The organism is Rufibacter hautae (genome assembly GCF_008271695.1).
Classification (GTDB): Bacteria; Bacteroidota; Bacteroidia; order Cytophagales; family Hymenobacteraceae; genus Nibribacter; species Nibribacter hautae.
In genome coordinates this window covers 1,585,237-1,605,023 of record NZ_VKKY01000002.1, presented here as the reverse complement: position 1 = coordinate 1,605,023, position 19,787 = coordinate 1,585,237, and the positions used below count along the sequence as shown (strand labels likewise).

General features: G+C 52.7%; 13 protein-coding genes. 6 read left to right on the top strand and 7 right to left on the bottom strand.

The window, feature by feature from the left end:
- Nucleotides 1-116 precede the first annotated feature (116 nt).
- Nucleotides 117-1,679 (top strand): SulP family inorganic anion transporter, encoded by a 1,563-nt coding sequence (locus FOA19_RS15620; RefSeq protein WP_149091706.1) that lies wholly within the window; start codon nt 117-119, stop codon nt 1,677-1,679.
- A gap of 366 nt (nt 1,680-2,045) precedes the next feature.
- On the opposite strand, the gene FOA19_RS15615 is transcribed toward FOA19_RS15620, so the two are convergent.
- Nucleotides 2,046-3,443: a hypothetical protein gene (locus FOA19_RS15615; RefSeq protein ID WP_149091705.1), complete on the bottom strand. Its 1,398-nt coding sequence runs from the start codon at nt 3,441-3,443 to the stop codon at nt 2,046-2,048.
- Nucleotides 3,444-3,754: 311 nt separating this feature from the next.
- Between FOA19_RS15615 and FOA19_RS15610 the strand changes: the two genes are divergently transcribed.
- The 4 genes from FOA19_RS15610 to FOA19_RS15595 all read left to right on the top strand — a co-directional run bounded on the left by FOA19_RS15610 (nt 3,755) and on the right by FOA19_RS15595 (nt 11,091).
- Nucleotides 3,755-6,217 (top strand): type IA DNA topoisomerase, encoded by a 2,463-nt coding sequence (locus FOA19_RS15610; RefSeq protein ID WP_149091704.1) that lies wholly within the window; start codon nt 3,755-3,757, stop codon nt 6,215-6,217.
- A 290-nt stretch (nt 6,218-6,507) separates the two neighbouring features.
- Entirely contained in the window at nt 6,508-7,512 is a 1,005-nt protein-coding gene (locus tag FOA19_RS15605) for a septal ring lytic transglycosylase RlpA family protein (RefSeq protein WP_149091703.1), read from the top strand.
- A 214-nt stretch (nt 7,513-7,726) separates the two neighbouring features.
- The gene (locus tag FOA19_RS15600) at nt 7,727-8,506 is read left to right on the top strand and encodes a TIGR02757 family protein (RefSeq protein WP_149091702.1); all 780 of its coding nucleotides are present in this window, start codon (nt 7,727-7,729) and stop codon (nt 8,504-8,506) included.
- A 176-nt stretch (nt 8,507-8,682) separates the two neighbouring features.
- Entirely contained in the window at nt 8,683-11,091 is a 2,409-nt protein-coding gene (locus FOA19_RS15595; RefSeq protein ID WP_149091701.1) for an endonuclease MutS2, read from the top strand.
- 199 nt (nt 11,092-11,290) lie between these two features.
- On the opposite strand, the gene murB is transcribed toward FOA19_RS15595, so the two are convergent.
- Together murB and FOA19_RS15585 are read right to left on the bottom strand one after the other, a co-directional pair.
- Nucleotides 11,291-12,310 (bottom strand): UDP-N-acetylmuramate dehydrogenase, encoded by a 1,020-nt coding sequence (murB, locus tag FOA19_RS15590; RefSeq protein WP_149091700.1) that lies wholly within the window; start codon nt 12,308-12,310, stop codon nt 11,291-11,293.
- A gap of 148 nt (nt 12,311-12,458) precedes the next feature.
- The gene (locus tag FOA19_RS15585) at nt 12,459-13,754 is read right to left on the bottom strand and encodes a sugar MFS transporter (protein ID WP_149091699.1); all 1,296 of its coding nucleotides are present in this window, start codon (nt 13,752-13,754) and stop codon (nt 12,459-12,461) included.
- 233 nt (nt 13,755-13,987) lie between these two features.
- Between FOA19_RS15585 and FOA19_RS15580 the strand changes: the two genes are divergently transcribed.
- Nucleotides 13,988-15,169, top strand: coding sequence for a THUMP domain-containing class I SAM-dependent RNA methyltransferase (locus FOA19_RS15580; RefSeq protein WP_149091698.1), 1,182 nt, complete (start codon nt 13,988-13,990; stop codon nt 15,167-15,169).
- A 149-nt stretch (nt 15,170-15,318) separates the two neighbouring features.
- On the opposite strand, the gene FOA19_RS15575 is transcribed toward FOA19_RS15580, so the two are convergent.
- The 4 genes from FOA19_RS15575 to FOA19_RS15560 all read right to left on the bottom strand — a co-directional run bounded on the left by FOA19_RS15575 (nt 15,319) and on the right by FOA19_RS15560 (nt 19,770).
- Nucleotides 15,319-16,563 carry a serpin family protein gene (locus FOA19_RS15575; RefSeq protein ID WP_190300422.1) on the bottom strand — a complete coding sequence of 415 codons (1,245 nt, stop codon included), beginning with the start codon at nt 16,561-16,563 and terminating at the stop codon, nt 15,319-15,321.
- Between the two features lie 159 nt (nt 16,564-16,722).
- A complete protein-coding gene (locus FOA19_RS15570; RefSeq protein WP_149091696.1) occupies nt 16,723-17,541 on the bottom strand; it encodes a DUF4349 domain-containing protein in 819 nt (272 codons plus the stop codon).
- A 255-nt stretch (nt 17,542-17,796) separates the two neighbouring features.
- The gene (gene murA, locus FOA19_RS15565; protein ID WP_149091695.1) at nt 17,797-19,101 is read right to left on the bottom strand and encodes a UDP-N-acetylglucosamine 1-carboxyvinyltransferase; all 1,305 of its coding nucleotides are present in this window, start codon (nt 19,099-19,101) and stop codon (nt 17,797-17,799) included.
- A 6-nt stretch (nt 19,102-19,107) separates the two neighbouring features.
- A complete protein-coding gene (locus tag FOA19_RS15560; RefSeq protein WP_149091694.1) occupies nt 19,108-19,770 on the bottom strand; it encodes a DUF4290 domain-containing protein in 663 nt (220 codons plus the stop codon).
- Nucleotides 19,771-19,787 lie beyond the last annotated feature (17 nt).

Sequence of the window (19,787 nt, the reverse complement as noted above, 5' to 3'; positions counted from 1 at the left end):
AATTTTAATCTCGTTTTAATTCGATCTTAATTTCAATCTGTGACTTTTGTGGAATAGATTTCACTAAAAGGGTTAATAGCTTGCCAGAATTGCAACTTGGCAAAGAAACAGGAACTATGAAAGAGCGAGGATTATTTAGTACGGTAGGGAAAGACCTATCCGCGGGACTGGTGGTGTTTTTAGTGGCGCTACCCTTGTGTTTGGGCATCTCCCTAGCTTCTGGGGCACCGCTTTTCGCTGGTCTGATTGCTGGCGTTACCGGTGGTTTGGTGGTGTCGTGGCTTAGTGGGTCACAGTTGAGCGTGAGTGGTCCGGCCGCCGGCTTGACCGTCATCGTTCTGAACGGTATCCAAACCCTGGGAAGCTTTGAGGTCTTTCTTTTGGCCGTGGTGCTGAGTGGCGTTTTCCAGGTGATCCTGGGGTTCGTGAAAGCCGGTATCATTGGGTTGTACTTCCCGTCCTCGGTGATCAAAGGCATGCTGGCCGCCATCGGTCTTATCCTGATCCTGAAGCAAATTCCCCATTTCCTGGGCGCTGATAATGATTTCCTGGGTGACCTGGACTTCTTCCAGTCCGATGGACGCAACACGTTCTCCGAGATTGGCTACGCCTTCAGTAACAAACTGCAGGTAGGTTCCCTGATTGTAGGTATTGTCTCTTTGGCTATCCTGATCCTGTGGGAGCGGCCGTTTATCCAGCGTAATTCCATTCTCAAGTTGGTTCCCGGTGCCCTTATTGCCGTCATCGTGTCCATCGGGTTGCATGTGCTTTTCCAGAATTCCTACCCAGCCCTGGCCATCGCCGATTCTCACCTGGTGAACCTGCCGGAGATTTCAGGTCCGGCTTCACTTCTGAACGAGTTGCGTTTCCCTGAGTGGGCAGCCATCACCAATGCCAACGTCTGGGTGATTGCCATTACCCTGGCCATTGTAGCCAGCTTGGAAAGCTTGCTGAGTGTTGAGGCCGTAGACAAACTGGATCCGCACAAACGCCGCACCCCAACCAACCGTGAGCTGAAAGCCCAAGGCGTGGGTAACATGATCAGTGGTCTGATTGGTGGTATTCCGCTTACCGCGGTAATTGTGCGTAGCTCTGCTAACGTGAATGCCGGGGGTGAATCCAAACTCTCTAGCTTCTTCCACGGGGTGTTCTTGTTGTTGAGCATTCTGTTCCTCACCGATGTGTTAGGATTGGTTCCTTTGGCCGCTTTGGCCGCCGTCCTGCTCATGGTAGGTTTCAAACTCACCAAGCCGGTTCTTTACAAAACGCAGTGGAAATTGGGCATGGACCAGTTCCTGCCGTTCATCATCACCATCCTGGCCATCCTGTTTACCGACCTTCTGAAAGGAATCAGCATTGGTTTAGTGGTGGGGGTATTCTACATCCTGAAGGCGAACTACAAATCACCTTACTTCTACAAGCGTGAAAGCCACAACGGGCAAGATAAAATCCATATCAAGCTTAGCGAGAACGTGTCTTTCCTGAACAAAGCCAGCGTGGCCCTTACCTTGGATCATTTGCCCGAGAACAGTGACGTGGTGATTGACGGCTCCCAGTCTACTTATATTGACTATGATGTATTGGAAGCCATCCAGAATTTCAGAACGGTAGCCCACGAGAAAGATATCCGGCTTACGCTGCGCGATATCCCCGGGGTGAAAACAATAGATATGCACTAGCAGGTGCGCGCCGGGTACGCGCGGCTGGATTCATTTTCATTATTGATGAAAGCCAGCGTTTCCGGAGACCAGCAAAACTTTAGAGAATAGAGGCAATCGAGAAACCTGATTTAAGCCTCTATTCTCTAAACTTCCTTAAAAACAGAAGAAACAGGTTTCCATTGCATCAGCTGAAGTAAGACATTCTGAAAAGTTTTAAGAATCTGAAAGAGCACTAGGCCACCCGAATTCGGTTACCTAAGGCATGCAAAGACTAACTGCTTATCCCCAAATTAATTGTTCCTGTAACTGTTTTAGTGTTGAGCAAGAAAGCCCCGCCATATTGGCGGGGCTTTCTTTTTTCAATCCCTTAATAAAAGAGGTGGATTACCACCCGGCGTTGTTAGATCCAGCGCCGTAGTTGTAGGGAGGTCCACCGGCAGAATTTCTGCGGTTGTTGTCGTTGTTATCATCATCGTCGCCGGCAATGCTGTTCCAGGCGTCTTTAATGCCGTGGCCTATTCTTTCAAAGAAGCCTTCGCCCTGGTTGTTGTCATCATTGTCGTCATTGTGGCGGCTCTGATACCGGTTCTGGTCATAGTCTCTGCCGCGGTTCATGTTAGACGGATGGCTGTAGTCATCTGAATAACGGTTTTCGTTGGCGTTACCGTGGCTGAAGCGGGCGTGGTCGTTATCGTCATCGTTCATCCAACTGCTGTTGCCGCTGCTGCTTCCGCTGCGGTAGTTGCTTTGGTTGTTGGTGCCGTACATGTTAGAGGTGCCACTGGAGTGACGGTCATTGTCTCTGTCCCAAGAGTTGGAACCGGAGCCTCTGTTCATGCCAGAGGAGGAGCCCATGCCTGAGCCGCTGCTCATTCCATATCCAGAACCGCCTCTGGAAGACTGCCCGTAATTAGATTCAGTATTGCCCCCATACGAAGACCCGCTGTGTCCAAAAGATCCGCCGTAGTTGCTGGACCCAGACTGTTGTCCGCCTTGGCTCCCGTAGTTGGATGAACCGTAGCCTGAGCCTGAGCCTCTGAAGTCATTGGAGCTACCGTAGTTGCCATAGGCGTTTCCTCTGTCCATGGCACCTCCCATGGAGTTTCCGGAAGAAGAACCAGCGTAGCCAGAACGCGCGCCGCCGTAAGTACCTATGTTTTGAGAAGAGCCTCCGGTGTTGGAAGAGCCGCTTTGGCCGTAGTTAGAGCCGCCGCGTGACCCGTAGTTAGAAGAGCCTTGGTGGTTGTTAGAAGAACCTTGGTTTGAGCCAGATCCGTAAGATCCGTATCCGCCTTGGTTCATGCTGCTTTGGTTGCCCATAGACGAACCATAGCCGTAGTTGGAGCCGCCCATAGAAGAGCCGCTTTGGCCGTAATTAGACCCGCCGCGGTTTTGCATGGATGATCCCTGGTTGCCGCCTTGCATGGAGTGTCCGCTCCAGCCGCTGGAGCTGCCGTGCTGGCCACCCATGCTGCCTCTGTTTTGGTCGCTTTGGTTTCCAGAGCGGTATTGGTTTCCGCCGTAGTTAGAGCCTTGGCTGCTGTAATGGTTTTCTTGTCTGTCGCCTTGGTTACCGCTGAAAACGGAACCCCCTTGGCTGGTGAAGTTGCTTTCGCCCCTGTCTCCGGTATTTCCGCGGTTATTGCTTCCGTAAGATTGATAGTCTTTATTTCCTTGTCCCTCGGTGCGGTTGCCTAAGCTGCCCCACTCACTACGACTAGTGTTCTCGTTTCCAGAGCGATACGAGTTAAACGCATCGTACCCCATTCCGTGATTTCTCATAGTTGTTTAAAGTTTAAGGTGAATGATGGATTCAAGTGATGCCCCATAGAGCACCGGTTAATGTATACGAGTCCATTTTGGCCTTGTTTAGTATAAATCCCAAAATGAGGTGTAAAAACCTAACGGATGTAAGGTATGGCAGAGGGGATAACTGGTTGATAAGTAATTGTTAAAGGAAATCGATGGAGTTGTGATAAAATCTTAATACATAGGTAAAGTGATATATGCGTTCTGCTTGCCCAGAATTGGGATAGCCCCCTAATTTGCGTACCTTTGCAGACTGTTTTAGACCCAATTTCTGATAAATAGCCTTGAAACTCTGCATCGCCGAAAAACCCAGTGTCGCCCGTGAAATTGCCCATGTGATTGGTGCCAAAACCAAGATGAACGGCTATTTTGAGGGCAACGGGTACCAGGTCACGTGGACCTTCGGGCACTTTTGCCAGCTCTGCGAACCAGATGATTATAACCCCAACTGGAAGCGCTGGTACCTGCCAGACTTGCCCCTGGTACCAGACCGTTTTGACATTAAACTCATCAGCAACAAGGGCGTGGAGCAGCAATTCAAGGTTATCCAAACTTTGCTGGACAAAGCCGAGGAAGTCATCAACTGCGGGGATGCCGGGCAGGAAGGGGAGGTGATCCAGCGCTGGGTGCTGCATCAGGCCAAATACCGGAAACCCTTCAAACGCCTCTGGATTTCCTCTTTGACCGAGGAAGCCATCCGGCAGGGATTCGCGCAACTCCGCGATGGCCGCGAGTTTGACCAGTTGTACCAGGCTGGCAAAAGCCGCGCCATAGGCGACTGGTTACTGGGTATCAACGCCACCCGCCTGTTCACCGTGAAATACGCGCAGGGGCGGCAGTTGCTTTCCCTGGGCCGCGTGCAGACGCCTACGCTGGCCATGATCGTGCACCGCCACCTGGAGATCCAGAACTTCAAGTCTGAGCCTTTCTGGGAACTGAAGACCGTGTACCGCGAGGTCACCTTCAGCAGTACCTCGGGCCGGTTCAAAGACGAGGCCAAAGCCCAGGCTATTCTGGAGCAGATCAGGCCCGCGGAGTTCGAGATCAAGGACGTAGAGACGAAGAAAGGCACCGAGAGCGCGCCCCGGCTTTTTGACTTGACCTCGCTGCAGGTGGAATGCAACAATAAATTCGGGATGTCAGCGGATGAAACGCTCAAGACGGTGCAGAGCCTCTACGAAAAAAAGGTAGTCAGCTACCCGCGCGTGGATACCACTTTCCTGCCCGATGACATCTATTCCAAAATCCCCGGCATCCTGAGCGGCCTCACCGGGTACCAGCACCTTACGCAGGAACTGTTGGGCAAGAAAATCAGGAAATCTGCGAAGGTCTTCAACAACAACAAAGTCACGGATCACCACGCCATCATCCCAACGGGATCGGAGGCCAGAGGGCTGTTCGGGACCGAGGCGAAGGTGTTTGATGTGGTGGCCAAACGGTTTATCGCAGCTTTTTACCCAGACTGTATCGTGAGCAACACGGTGGTGAACGGAGAGGCGGCGCAGCACGCGTTTCGGGCCAAAGGAAAGCAGATCCTGGAACCCGGCTGGCGTGTGGTCTACGGTCCCGAGGAAAATACGTCGGCTCCCAAACCAGCGGCCAAATCCTCCGCCGAAGGCGAGGAGAAAGAAGAGGATCTGGCGGTGCTGCCGCACTTTGATGCCGGCGAGCGCGGCCCCCATGAACCTTTGCTGGAGCGGAAATCCACGAGCCCACCCAAGGACTTCACGGAGGCCACGCTTCTACGCTCCATGGAAACCGCCGGCAAACAGGTGGAAGACGATGAGCTGAAGGAGGCGCTGAAGGAGAACGGCATCGGGAGGCCTTCCACCCGGGCTGCCATCATTGAGACGCTGTTCAAACGCAACTATATCCGGAAGGAGAAAAAGAAAATATTACCCACCCAGATGGGCATTGACCTGATCCAGGTCATCAAGAACCCCACCCTCAAGTCCGCGGAGATGACAGGTCAGTGGGAGAAAAAGCTTCGGCAGATTGAAGGCGGCGAGTTTTCCGCCGATGATTTCCTGCGCGAACTGAAAGGCCTGGTGTGGGAGATGGTGCAGGAGGTAAAGCAGGACAACAAGACCGTTACCCTGCAGCCCACCGAAACTGCCGCCAAGGCCACGGAGAAAGAGCCCGCCAAAAAAGGGGAGAAACCAAAAAAAGAGGCTAAAAACGCCCCAACTCCCGCGGGTGGATTAGGCACTTGCCCGGCTTGTAGTACCGGTTCCATTTTGAAAGGAAGCCAAGCCTACGGCTGTGCCCGCTTCAGGGAGGGTTGCACGTTCAGGCTGCCTATGACCTTCCAGGGCAAACCCTTGGGAGAGAAACAGGTGCAGGCGCTCTTGAAAAAGGGCAAAAGCCCGGTGGTGAAAGGCTTTGTAGACGAGGTCTCCGGCGAGAAGTATGACGCCGCTTTTGTGTTGTCGCCCGCGCATGAACTGCAACTGGAGAAGGCCCAAGTCAAAGAGCAGAAGCCAGTGGTCATGATTTGCCCCAAGTGTAGCCAGGGCCAGATGCTCAAAGGAAAGACCGCTTATGGTTGTAGCCGGTTCAGGGAAGGGTGCCAGTTTATGGTGCCGTTTGAGCTGCACGGCAAGACGTTATCTGAGAGCCAGATCCAGGCGCTGATCCTGAAAGGCAAGACCGGCAAGATCAAAGGTTTCACCTCGCCTAAGACTGGCAACAAATTTGAAGCTGCGCTCAAATTGAACGAGGAATACAAGGTGGTATATCAGTTTTAGGGCAAAAATCAGTTATTAGAGGGAATGTCTTTCCAGTATAAAGTGGGAAGAAGGTAGTTTGGGAGGAGCCCTAAACGGAAAAGGAAGACAGAAGGTTTTCGGTTTTTTTGGTAACTTACACCCTCTTAGCAGATTCTTGAGAGGTCATTCAGCCTTTCAACGCGCTGTTTAAGAACCAGGAGCCGCCTTTCTGAAGTAGAGAAACGTATTCTCTGGGGCAGAAAACCTCTGAAAATAGGTAAGTTTTGAACTCCCCCTATGTTTGTAATTGATTAAACGAAGTAGAGTCCATGTTAAAGAAGTTTGTGTTTGTTTTGGGTTGTCTCATGGTATCATACGGCGCCGCCTCCGCTGAGACGTTGTTCCCGCGTGATTCAACCGGGGTTAAAATCCAGAACGGAAAAACCTACATCACCCATAAAGTAACCTCCGGCGAAACCCTCTACGGCCTGGCCCGCAAGTATGCGGTAGCCGTGGACAAGATTGTGGCCGCGAACAAAAACGTGAACAAAGCCCTGATTGTGGGCCAGACGGTTCTCATTCCCACGAACGGCGGCGGCACGGCATCGGCCGCGAACATTACTACTACCAGCAAGCCTGCGGAGACGGTGGCCAGCCCGGCAGCCAACCGCACCTACGAGGTAGACGCCAAAGGAAACAAGATCCACACGGTGCAAGCCCGCCAAACCATGTTCTCCATCGCGAACCAGCACGAGGTTAGCATTGACGACATAAAGAAGTGGAACAAGCTCACCGCCTCCACCGTGAAAGTGGGCCAGAAACTGATTGTGGGTACCGGCGAAAAAGCCCCGGCCGGCGCCGCTGCCAACGCCAAAGTGTACGTACCTGAGTCTGATGACGTAGTGACCACGCCTAAGCAAGCCGCCAACACGCCGGCTTCCAGCCCAGCAACCCCGGTAGCCACTTCGTCCAGAACGAACAACGCCGCCTCGGCCAAAGCCGAAAAAGCCGATAAAGCTGATGCCGACGATGACAAACCGGCTTCTAAGACTTCTGAGTACGTGACCCGGGTAAACGAGGGCGGCATGGCCGAGCAGATTGAAACCCGCACCGATGCGAACAAATTTTTGGCTTTGCACAAGTCGGCCCCGGTAGGAACCATTATGGCGGTGAAAAACCCTATGAATGACCAAACCGTGTACGTGCGCGTGATAGGAAAACTGCCCGCCACCGGCGACAATGACAAAGTGGTGGTGAAGCTTTCCAGAAAAGCCTGCCAGCAGATTGGCGCCGTTGACAAACGCTTCCGGGTAGAAGTATCCTACATGCCGTAAGCGCTTTTCTCCTCCTTTTACCAAAAGAGGCAAAAAACGGAAACCACTTGGGCTCCGTCTTTTGCCTCTTCTGTTTTTAAGCTGATTTATTGAAAATAGACTGGAAACAGAACAAGTTTGATCCAGAAAATCAAGACCAACTTATCTCTGGCAGAAGCTGTAAACCTTGTCTGTCTCTGTTCTGCTTCTAAATTCCTTATCCTTTATCGAATCCATGTCCTATTCATTTGCGCAACTGGAAAACCTGCTGGAAGACCGCTACCGGAAATACAACACCCTAGACTTTATCCCGCACGACCCGGTTTCTATTCCGCATTTGTTCACCCAGAAACAGGACATTGAGATTGCGGGGTTCTTTGCGTCTATTCTGGCCTGGGGTCAACGGAAAACCATCATCAACAAATGCCGGGAACTGCTGCAGCGCATGGACAACGCCCCGTACCAGTTCATCACCCAGCACCAGGACGAGGACTTGAAAAACTTATTGGGGTTTAAACACCGCACCTTCAACGATACCGATCTGCTCTACCTGGTGTATTTTTTCCGGTGGTTCTATGAACAGCATGAAAGTCTGGAGCAAGCGTTTCTGGGCGACGTTACAGAACCTATTTCTTTCCAAAAGGGCAGGTTGGAGCACTTCTACAATTTGGTGTTCTCCCTGCCTGAGGCCCCGCACCGCACCCGAAAACACATTTCCACGCCCGCCAAAAAATCAGCGTGTAAGCGAATCAATATGTACCTGCGCTGGATGGTGCGGCAAGATGAACAAGGCGTGGACTTCGGGATCTGGAACCGCATGTCGCCCGCGGATTTGGTTTGTCCCTGCGATATGCATGTGCAGCGCGTCTCTCGCCGGCTGGGCTTGATCCAACGTGTGCAATCAGATTGGGCCATGGCCGAAGAACTCACCCAGAACCTCCGCCAGTTCGACCCCACTGATCCGGTAAAGTACGACTACGCTTTATTTGGGCTGGGGATTGAGGAGAAGTTTTGAGGTTGGTGTCTTTGGCTTGTTAAATATGTTAAACAAAATAAGCTTAGAAGAATTCTTAAGGCTTAAAGGAACATACATTGAGTAGCCGATGTTCTATAATCCTGACCAATCCCGTATTTAAGCTATTTTTGCAGAATTGGGCTTGAAACGAAAATAAAACTAGAAAAAGAAAAGACTTGATATATCCATCAAATTTTGAACAGAAGATAGGCTTCAGCCAAATCAGAGAAATGGTATCTGAGGCCTGTTTAAGTCCACTGGGGCGGAGATTCGTGGAGCGGGTATCCTTCCTGGACCGCTTTGACTTGGTGCAGCGCCTGCTGCAGCAAACCCATGAGTTTGCCAACATCCTGCGGTCGGGGGAAGATTTTCCATCCAGCTACTATTTTGACGTCACGGAGCACCTGAACCGCGCCGCTTTGGAAGGTGCCTTCCTGGAGGTACGTGGGGTGTTTGAGGTGAAGATGTCGCTACGGGCGATCCGCCAGGCTTTGGGCTTCTTTGTGGAGTCTGAGGAAGGCGAGTACCCTGCTCTGAAAGCCCTGACCGAAGGGGTGGAGGTAGACCGGTCTTTGGTCGCCGCTTTGGAGAAACTGGTAGACGACAACGGCAATGTAAAGGATGATGCCTCGCCGGAACTGCAGCGCGTGAAGCGTGACCTGATTGGCCAGCAGACGCAGCTTAGAAAAACTATCAGCAGCATCCTGCGCCACGCCAAAAACGAAGGTTGGACACCCGGTGACGCGGAGCCTACCATTAGAGGAGGTCGTTTGGTGATCCCGGTGATTGCCGAGTACAAGCGCCGCATCAAAGGCCTCATCCACGATGAATCGGCCACGGGTCAAACCGTGTACCTGGAGCCGGAGAGCGTATTCGAGCTCAACAACGACATCAAAGACCTGGAGAACGCCTACCACCGCGAGTTGATCCGTTTGTTGACCGCGGTCACCAACCAGGTGCGCCACCATTTACCAGGTTTGCGCAAAGCTTACCAATTTCTGGCTTTGCTGGACTTTATCCGGGCCAAATCTGTGGTGGCGAACAAACTGGGCGCCATCATGCCGGAGCTGCACAAGCGCCCGGTGATGAGGTGGAAGAACGCGCGTCACCCTATTCTGCACCTGACCTTGCAGGCACAAGGCAAGAAAGCCGTGCCTTTGTCGCTGGATCTGGACCAGGAGCAGCGCATCCTGCTGATCTCAGGACCTAACGCCGGGGGTAAATCGGTGGCCATGAAAACGGCTGGTCTGTTGCAGTACATGCTGCAGTGCGGTTTGTTGATTCCGGTGGATGAAGGGTCTGAGGCCGGTTTGTTCGGGGACGTTTTCCTGGACATGGGCGATGAGCAATCCATTGAGAATGACCTGAGTACCTACAGCTCGCACTTGCAGAACATGAAGCAGTTTGTGCTGCTCGCGGATAAGAAATCGTTGGTGCTCATTGACGAGTTCGGTACCGGTACGGAGCCGGTCCTAGGTGGGGCCATTGCCGAAGCCGTGTTGGGGCAGTTGCACCAGCAAAAGGTGTTTGGCGTGATCACCACCCACTACACCAACCTGAAGAACTTCGCCGAGAAAAACGAAGGCATTGTGAACGGTGCCATGCGCTATAACCCTGCCGAGCTGCAGCCGCTGTACCAACTGGAAATAGGAAAGCCGGGTTCTTCCTTCGCGCTGGAGATCGCCCGCAAGATCGGCTTGCCGAAGAACATCATTGAAAAGGCCGGTACGCTGGTAGGGAAGGAGAAGATTCGCTACGACAAACTGCTGGAACAACTGGAGCAGGAGAAAACCGACCTGGAGCGCAAGAATGCCGCCGTGGCCAAACACGAACGTAAGTTGCAGAAACAGGTGGAGGAATACACCGCCTTGAAACAGCACCTGGAGGAAAGTAAGCAGGACATCATCCGGACTGCCAAAGGCCAAGCAAAGTTGCTCTTGAAAGACGCGAACCAGCAGATTGAGAGCACCATTGAGCAGATCAAGCGCAGCCAAGCCGATAAGGAGCAAACCAAAGCGGCGCGTCAGCAATTGGAGACGTTCAAAGAGAAACTCACGCCAGAACCGAAACCAGTTTTCAAGCGCAACGGCTCAGTACCAACCGGCCCATTACAGCCGGGCGAGCGGGTAGCCTTGATCGGGCAGGACTCGGTGGGGGAACTGTTGGCGATCAAAGGCAAAACGGCGGAAGTGAGTTTTGGCGGGCTTAAAACCATTGTGAAGCTGGAGAAACTGGAACGCCCTGACCCGAACGTGGTACGCGAGAAGGCCAAGAAAGAGAAGGAACTGGCCACGGCCACCGCACCTTCCAAAGGTCTGGACGTTACCCAACGCATGGCTGATTTCCAGTACAACTTGGACGTACGCGGCCAACGCGCGGAGGAAGCCCTGACCACGGTTATGAACTTCATGGACGATGCCATCATGCTGGGCATGCCTGAGGTGAAGATCATCCACGGCCGCGGAAACGGTATCCTCAAGCAGATCATCCGGGATTACGTGCGCACCCTGCGGGAAGTGGCCAGCGTCGCCGATGAACACATTGAGCGCGGCGGGGATGGGGTATCCATCATCGTACTGAAGTAACCTATTTTAGGCCTGAATTTCTGAAAACAGGCTTGAAACATATCTAAAGCAAAGGGGAGCCAGTTTTTACTAGCTCCCCTTTTTTGTATGATGTACCGTGAACGACGTTACGGTGTAACGTCGCTACATTATCTGGTAAACTGTAGCGCCATTACATTGTAACGGTTTACTCTTGCAGAGTTAAAAAACTGCAAACACCTTAAATGATGTTCACCTCCGGGGTAAGCGTGATGCCGAACTTCTCCTCCACGGAGTTGATGATCTCGTAGGCCAAGGCCTTCACGTCGTTGCCGGCGGCGCCACCGTAGTTCACCAGTACCAAGGCCTGGTCTTTGTGGACGCCGTGGTTGCCCAGCACTTTCCCTTTCCAGCCGCACTGCTCAATCAACCAACCGGCCGGCACTTTCACCGTCTCGGGGCTTACCGGGTAGCCCGGGATGCCGGGATATTGGGCGCGCAGCATCTCAAACATGGACTGGGCAATCTCGGGGTTTTTAAAAAAGGAGCCTGCATTCCCAATCTGGGTAGGATCCGGGAGTTTGCTTCTCCTGATGTGGCACACGGCCTCACTGATGGCTCTCAAACTCAGATCCCTTACTTGCTGCTGCGCCAGCGTGTCTTGGATAGCGCCGTAGGAAGTGTTAAACGTATGCTCTTTCGTGAGCCGGAGGGTAACCGAAGTGACAATGTACTGGCCTTTCGCTTCTTTCTTGAACACACTCTCGCGGTACCCAAAGCCGCATTGCTCCTTGTTGAACGTCACCACGTTGCCGGTGGCCATTTCCAGAGCCTCCAAAGAAACAAAGGTGTCTTTCAACTCCACGCCATAGGCGCCAATGTTCTGCAGCGGAGCGGCACCCACCGTACCCGGAATCAGCGACAGGTTCTCAATGCCGCCCAGGTCATTTTCCAGCGTGTACAGCACCAGCTCGTGCCAGGTCTCGCCGCTGCCCGAGGTCACCAACACGTGTTTTTCGTCTGGTTCCGGGGTTTGGGTGATGCCCTTAATGCGGTTCAACAGCACAGTTGCTTCTACATTCTGAGTGAAAAGCACGTTGCTTCCGCCGCCCAAAATCAACTTGGGCAAAGCTTGTACCTCGGGGTTTTGGAGGAGTTCCCGCAGTTCCTCTACCGAGGTGAACTCGGCCAGCAGGGTGGCTTTTGCGTCTATTCCGAAAGTGTTGTAAGGCTGCAGCGAGGCGTCGCGTTCAATTTTCATGGGCTGACATTGGAATGTACGCGCAAAAGTACGGAAATGAATACAGAAACCATCAGCGGAAGATGGCAATAGAAAAGCCACCCCGGTCAGAGGTGGCTTTCCTGTTTATGGCCTGATTTCCTAAAATCGGCCGTAAATCAACGATTGGCTATCTGGTCCTGATTTTATAGCCCAGCGCCGCGAAATACCAGATGAACAGGTAGCAAGGAATCATCATCCAGTAAGCACTTTGCGGGTTCAGGACATCTACCAGGAAACCGTACAGAAGCGGCAGCAAGGCGCCCCCGGCAATCCCCATGATTAGGAGCGAGGACCCAATTTTAGTGAACCGTCCCAGATCGGCGATGGCCAGCGGGAAAATGGCGGGCCACATCAGGGAGTTAGCCAAGCCCAGCAATGAGATGCTGAATACGGAAATATTTCCCTCGGTGAAAATGGCCATTAACGTGAAAATCACGCCTAAAACAGCACAGATCTGAAGCGCCTTGTGTTGACTGATGAATTTAGGGATTGCAATGATGCCTATCACGTAACCAGAAATCATGGCCCACAACGTATAGGTGGTGTATCGGGAGGCATCGGACAGCGGAATACCTTGGCTGGCAGCGTAGCTGATCACGGTGTCACCGGCCATCACTTCTACGCCCACGTAGAGGAACAAGCTAATCACCCCAATGACTAAATGGGGGAACTGGAACACGGTGGATTTTCCGGTGTTGGCAGCGGCCACGGTTTCGCTTTCCTGGTCCGTGTCTACCTCAGGCAGGCCCGAGAAGTACGTGAACACCGATAAGGCAATCAGCACAGACATGATCACCAGGTAAGGCGTGATCACACGGGAGGCAAGGGCATCCAACTCGGCGGCTTTCTGGGCTGCATTCATGGTGGCTAGGCTGGCCACTAATTCATCGGCGCCGGCCAACACAATACTGCCCAAGATGAAAGGAGCCGCTGAACCCGCCATTTTGTTGCAGATACCCATGATACTGATCCTTTTGGCGGCACTCTCGGGAGGCCCGATGATGGAGATATAAGGGTTCACCGCCGCTTGCAGCACCGTTAACCCGGTTCCCTGGACAAACAAACCCAACAGAAAGAGCGCGTAGGTGCGCGTCATGGCCGCCGGAATAAAGAGCAAAGCGCCCGCCGCAATGATGAGCAGCCCCACGGACATGCCTTTTTTATAGCCGGTTCTCTTCAAAAGCCAGGCCGCCGGTACCCCCATCACCAGATAAGCGATGTAAAACGCGAAAGCCACTAGGTAAGACGCAAAGTTGGTGAGTTCGCACGCGATCTTTAAATAGGGAATCAGGACGGAGTTGAGCCAGGTCACAAACCCGAAAACAAAGAACAGCGCCCCGATAATGGCCATGGCCCGGGTATAGTTTGTTTGGGGGGCTTGCACCTGACTAGGCGAAGAAGCCGAAGACATGATTTTTGACATAGCTAGGTTTAGAAGGATTTTCCTTGATTACCAATATTAAGAATTATCTCTGTGCGGTAAGCCATCCCAGCCTAAAAGTTTAAGTTTTTTCCGTCTGCCAAGCCCAGTGGCCAGATTACAAAAGATAAAAAAACAAATTGCAGTAGCCATAAAAGCAAATTCTGCGGTGGTGCCTGCTTTTTTTCCGAAATTGCGCCCTCATTCAACTGAAGCATCACTCAACGCTCCGCACCATGGCCAAAGCAAAATCATCGGGTAATTTCAATATGACGGCAACTACCCTGGCGGGTCTGGAAGAAGTGCTGGCCCAGGAACTCCGCGATCTGGGGGCGCAGTACGTGAAACCGGGCGTGCGGGCCGTTACCTTCAGCGGAAACCAGTACCTGCTCTACCAGGCCAACCTTTGCTGCCGCACGGCCATCAGGATTCTGAAGCCTTTTGCCCAGTTCAAGGCCCGTGACGAGAAAGAGCTCTACATGAAGGTGCGCGAACTGGATTGGGACAAGTACATGAGCTTGAACGATACCTTCGCCATCAATGCGGTGGTGTCGCGGTCCACGTTTGAGCACTCCTTATATGTATCGCAGCTGACCAAAGACGCCATTGTGGACCAGTTCCGGGAGAAAACCGGCCGGCGGCCTAACATTGACGTGACCACCCCCGATGTAAGGATCAACCTTCACATGCACGAGAACATCGTGTCGCTGGCCTTGGACTCCTCGGGCGACTCTTTGCACCGCAGGGGCTACCGCCAGCAGACGAACGTGGCGCCGCTGAACGAGGTACTGGCCGCCGGTATTCTGCTGCTGAGCGGCTGGGACAAGCGCACGCCGCTGTATGACCCTATGTGCGGTTCGGGAACGTTCCTGGCTGAGGCGGCCATGATTGCCCATAACATCGCGCCGGGCGTGTACCGCCGCGACTACGGCTTCATGCGCTGGCCAGATTATGAGGCTGATCTCTACAAACGCGTGTACCAGGATGCCCTCTCCAAAGAAGACCTGGAGGTGGAAGTAGATATCTATGGCTCTGACGTGGACCCTGACTTTGTGGAAGCCGCTTTCCAAAACCTGGAGTACGCCGAACTGGAGCAGTACGTCCGCATCAAAGAACTTGACTTCAAGGAAGCGGTAAAACCCACTGACCAAGGGATTATTGTCATGAACCCACCCTACGGCGAACGGATTGGCGAAGAAAGCGAGATCAACGGCCTCTACAAAATGATAGGTGATACGCTGAAAGCTAATTTCCAAGATTGGGATGCAGCCATCTTCACCGGAAACCTGGAAGCCGCCAAACACATCGGGCTAAAACCTTCCCGCCGTATTCCGCTCTACAACGGACCCATTGAATGCCGCCTGTTTAAATATGAGTTGTACCGGGGCAGCCGGAAAGAGAAAGAAGTGAGTGAGTGAGTGAGTGAGTGAGTGAGTGAGTGAGTGGCGGATTGCATCTTGCTTTCTGTAGCAAACCACCTAAAGATAAACCCCGTTTCAAAGCCATTTTTAGAAAAACGGCTTTGAAACGGGGTTTTGTTTTGGGTTATAGTAACTCTGCAAGGCTTTTACTTCGGTTCCATCAGTCTACCGATGAAAAGGATGGCGTTGGTTGATTTCTCCCGGATGAGGAAAACAAAGGGTTTGTCAATCGTCACGGAAAGCGGCACCGAGGTAACGTATATCCCAACGGAGGTCGCCGCCGCGGCTTCGGTTCCCTCCTCGTTCACTTCCACAAAGGTCTTGTGGTTCACCTCTGAGATACTGAGATTGCCGCCTTTGTTAATGTTGCTGAAATCAGCCTGGTCGGTGAAGGCCACGGCCATCCCCAGGTTCTTCAAGGTCTCTTTCAGGTTATCGCCGTACTTCAACTCCAGCTTGAACTTGGGCATTTGCAGCTGCAGGGAAGAAGAGTCGGCTTTGTCTAGCCATTGCGTGACATTGGCGTGGGACAACTCCGGCATCAGGTCCTTAACGGTGCGCTGGCCCGAGGGCACAATCATGGTCATGCTGTACTGGCCGTTTCCGTAGGGTAAGTCAATAACCTGTTTAGAGGCATCCTGGTACAAGAGGTACTTACCTTTCAGGAGGGTCATGAAGGGGTGCGAAATGGTACCCCCGTTCTCTAACCGGAAAGTTCTGGACGCCGTCAGTTGTTTGTCAAACTGGTTGGCCCAGGCGCCTTTGAAGTAGATGGCGTTGATGAGGAAGAGCACATGGTCTGGCGTCACCTGATCCACAATGGTTTTGATCTTGCCCTTAGTTTTGTCGTTCACCCAGTTGTTGATCTCGTTTTTGGCGGCAGACGAAGCAAAGTCCAACGGCTTCACGGTGGCCTGGAAGTAGTTCTGGTTTGTGGTCACAAACGGGGCCAGCAACTCATATTGGTTGTTGAGCCAGATGGAGTTGGCCGTGGTGAATTCCACTTTCTTGTCTATGCCCACCAATAACTCAGACAGGCTCTTAAAGGATTGGTTGATTTCCTCGTCAGAGGCATTCCCAAAGCCCAGCGTTTGTTTCATGGCTTCCTTGGTGCCGTTGGCGGCCCCATTGTAGGTCATGGTGAGAGCCATGCTCAAACTCAGCGGCGAGATAAAGACGTTTTTGCCTTCTTCCATCTGGCTTATCTGCGCGAAGGATTTATAGGCAAACTCGTTGGAGCCAGCCACGGTTTTTATTTCCTGAGCCGTGAGCGGCCGGAGGTTGGGGGTATTGTCTTCCGGGGTAGGGTCCTGGCTCTCACAGGCGCTGGTGAGCATCAGCAGGGAACCTGCCAGGCCCAGGAAAGTGGTTTTAAGTAACGTTTTGTTCATGGAGGGTGGGTTTAACGGTGAGCTTACAAGAGGAGGACCCTTTCGCCGGGCGCATAGTTGCATCAGCAGTAAGTAATATTTTATCTTTTCTCACATCTCAACCAAAAGGCCGCCAAATTATGTTTTGGCAGCCTTTTGCTTAAAATAGGCGTGAAACGGTTAGGCTAGATTCCGCTTCCGGAGGAAGATGAAAATGCCCAGCACTACCAGCCAAACCGGCCAGATATAGCACAACCCCACAATCAGGGAGAGCCACAGTTCCCAACCCGTGCTCATAGCCTCTACCAGTCTAGTCACAAAGGACGGCTCCTCTACCACCGGCGCCGGAATCACCTGGTACATGGCCAACCTGATGGTGCTGTAAGAAGTCTGGTTCTGAAGAAAGCGCAGCCGGGCCTCGGCACTTTCTATTTCCTCGCGCACTACCTGTATCTCGCGCTCTACCTCCAAGATCTGCTTGATGTTCTTGGCTTCTTTCAACAAACCCATGAACCGCTGCTCCACGGCCAATTTTGCTTTCTTCCGAGCCTCTAGATCAACATACTCCATGCCTACGTCCTCGGTGGTGATGGTGCGCTCGTCCAATATCACGCTCTCTTTCTGCAGCTGGCGCAGGAGCGGTTTGAAGTTCTCGGGTTTCACCCGGATGACGAACTTGGTGGTTTTGGCGTCATCGCTCTGGTGCTGGGTGGTGTTGGCGAGGGTAGCGTCCATTTCGTCCACGGCAGCTTCAACCCGCTGCGTACTGGCCGCCAAGTCCTGCACCTGGAACTTCACCTCGGCCTGCCGAATCACGCGATCCTGTTTAGGCTTTGATTTGTCTGCCGTGGCGTTGTCGGCTGCCGGGGCACTTTCGGGTGAGACTTGCTGCACTGCGTCTTCTGTGACAGACGCAGATTCTTTGGCCGCACACCCGCTGAACAGCACGGAAAGGCTCATCAAGAAGGGGAGGGAGAGAAGGGAGAGGTTCTTTTTCATAGGTTTATCTTTCACCTTAATCCTTTCTGCCTCAAAAAGGTAACCCGTCAAAACAGAACAATATAAAGACCAGATGAAGCGTTTGCCTGCCCATTTTCCTGTGTAAAAATTTTGAAAAGCAACGGGCAATAAGCTGTTCTACGCCTAAAAAAATGCATTTTAAATAAAACAGCCCATAAATCAGAAAAGGAACCTGTTTTAGGCTCCTTTTCTGATTTATGGGCTGAAAACGGATTGCTCCGCTTCTTGAATGAACTAGATACGGTTGATCTGGGCACCCAAGGCGTTCAGGCGACCGTCAATGTTCTGGTACCCGCGGTCAATTTGCTCAATGTTGTGGATCACGCTGCGGCCTTCGGCGGAAAGCGCGGCGATGAGCAGGGCTACCCCAGCTCTGATATCCGGAGAAGTCATAGAAATACCGCGCAGCGATACCTCTCTGTTATGGCCAATCACGGTGGCACGGTGCGGATCGCAGAGGATGATCTGCGCGCCCATGTCAATGAGTTTGTCCACGAAGAACAGGCGGCTCTCAAACATTTTCTGGTGAATGAGCACGGTTCCTTTGGCTTGGGTTGCCACCACCAGCGCGATGCTGAGCAAATCTGGGGTGAAACCTGGCCAAGTATGGTCAGAAACGGTCAGGATACTGCCGTCAATGTAGGTGTCAATCTCATAGCGGTCCTGCGCCGGGATGAAGATGTCATCACCGTGGAATTCCATTTTGATGCCCAGGCGGCGGAACGTGTCCGGGATTAGGCCCAACTCACGGATCTGCGCGTCTTTGATGGTGATCTCAGAACCGGTCATCCCGGCCAAGCCGATGAAAGATCCGATCTCGATCATGTCTGGCAGCATGCGGTGCTCGGTGCCGCCCAGTTTCTCCACGCCCTCAATGATGAGCAGGTTAGACCCGATGCCGCTGATTTTGGCACCCATGCGGTTGAGCATTTTGCAAAGCTGCTGCAGGTACGGCTCGCAGGCGGCGTTGTAGATAGTGGTGATGCCTTCGGCCAGCACGGCGGCCATCACAATGTTGGCGGTTCCGGTCACGGAGGCCTCGTCGAGCAGCATGTACGTGCCTTTCAGGTTTTTGCCTTCCAGGTGGTAGAAGCTGTCGTTGGCATCGTAGGTGAACTTGGCGCCTAGTTTCTCAAAGGCCAGGAAGTGCGTGTCCAGTCTGCGGCGCCCAATTTTGTCTCCACCAGGTTTCGGCAGTTTGGCAACCCCGTAGCGGGCCAACATCGGTCCCAGAATCATCACTGATCCGCGGATGGCGCGGGCCTGCTCAATGAATTTATCTGAGGTAAGGTAATCAAGGTTAACGTCTGCGGCGGTGAAGATATACGTGTCTGGCGCGGTCTGCTCCACCTGAACACCCATGTCACTTAGAAGCTCAATCAGCTTGTTTACATCCCTGATGTTGGGAATATTGGAGATAATAACCGGCTCAGCGGTTAAAAGCACGGCGCACAGAATCTGCAGCGCCTCGTTCTTTGCTCCCTGTGGGATAATCTCGCCGTGTAGAGTACGGCCGCCTATTACTTCAAAAGAAGCCATGCGTTCTTATTTATTCTTACTTCTGTTCTGATTCTGATTTTTGTTCTGGTTGTTGTTCTTGTACTTCTGGTTGTTGTTCTGGTAGTTGTTACCGGGGCCTTGCGGCGCCTTTACGGTACTTTCAAACAGATTTCCTTTTTCCAGGAGCGAAGCATCCAAATCCAGGTCGCCTTTAGACAGGTCGCGGAGGTTTTCCAGGATCACCTCATCGGTCACGCTGTCTTTGTTGTAGGTGCGGTACAGCACCTTCATCAGTTTCCCGATGGAGATGATGGCGGCCTCCCGTTCCTGCGGATCGCTGATCTGCTTGGCTTTGTCAATGAGGCGCTCCAGGTTGGTACCGTAGTGCTTGAACCTGGGGTTCTGCACAGGGTAATCTACCCGCTGCGGCTTGTCATTGAGGTATTCCATGGCGCTCAGGGTAAAAGGCGCGTCCACCTCCAGTTTGCCGTCAGACATCACATACAAGTGGTTCCAGAGCGTTTGCTGGGCATCCTGAATGTCCTTTACGTTGGGGTTCAGGCGACCCATAAGGTTCACGAGCAATTGCGCCAACTGCGTACGCTTGCCCCGGTCTTCTACCGTGAGGATGTACTGAACAATGTTCTGCACGTTGCGGCCGTACTCCCGCAGCAAAAGCTCTTGTTTAAATGTGGAACTGGCTACCATGTGATGGAATATGTTGC

Coding starts and splice junctions, on each gene's coding strand:
- FOA19_RS15560 (WP_149091694.1), bottom strand. CDS start 19,770: ATGGTAGCCAGTTCCACATTTAAACAAGAGCTTTTGCTGCGGGAGTAC.
- FOA19_RS15580 (WP_149091698.1), top strand. CDS start 13,988: ATGGCCAAAGCAAAATCATCGGGTAATTTCAATATGACGGCAACTACC.
- FOA19_RS15570 (WP_149091696.1), bottom strand. CDS start 17,541: ATGAAAAAGAACCTCTCCCTTCTCTCCCTCCCCTTCTTGATGAGCCTT.
- FOA19_RS15600 (WP_149091702.1), top strand. CDS start 7,727: ATGTCCTATTCATTTGCGCAACTGGAAAACCTGCTGGAAGACCGCTAC.
- FOA19_RS15615 (WP_149091705.1), bottom strand. CDS start 3,443: ATGAGAAATCACGGAATGGGGTACGATGCGTTTAACTCGTATCGCTCT.
- FOA19_RS15620 (WP_149091706.1), top strand. CDS start 117: ATGAAAGAGCGAGGATTATTTAGTACGGTAGGGAAAGACCTATCCGCG.
- FOA19_RS15575 (WP_190300422.1), bottom strand. CDS start 16,563: ATGAACAAAACGTTACTTAAAACCACTTTCCTGGGCCTGGCAGGTTCC.
- murB (WP_149091700.1), bottom strand. CDS start 12,310: ATGAAAATTGAACGCGACGCCTCGCTGCAGCCTTACAACACTTTCGGA.
- murA (WP_149091695.1), bottom strand. CDS start 19,101: ATGGCTTCTTTTGAAGTAATAGGCGGCCGTACTCTACACGGCGAGATT.
- FOA19_RS15585 (WP_149091699.1), bottom strand. CDS start 13,754: ATGTCAAAAATCATGTCTTCGGCTTCTTCGCCTAGTCAGGTGCAAGCC.
- FOA19_RS15605 (WP_149091703.1), top strand. CDS start 6,508: ATGTTAAAGAAGTTTGTGTTTGTTTTGGGTTGTCTCATGGTATCATAC.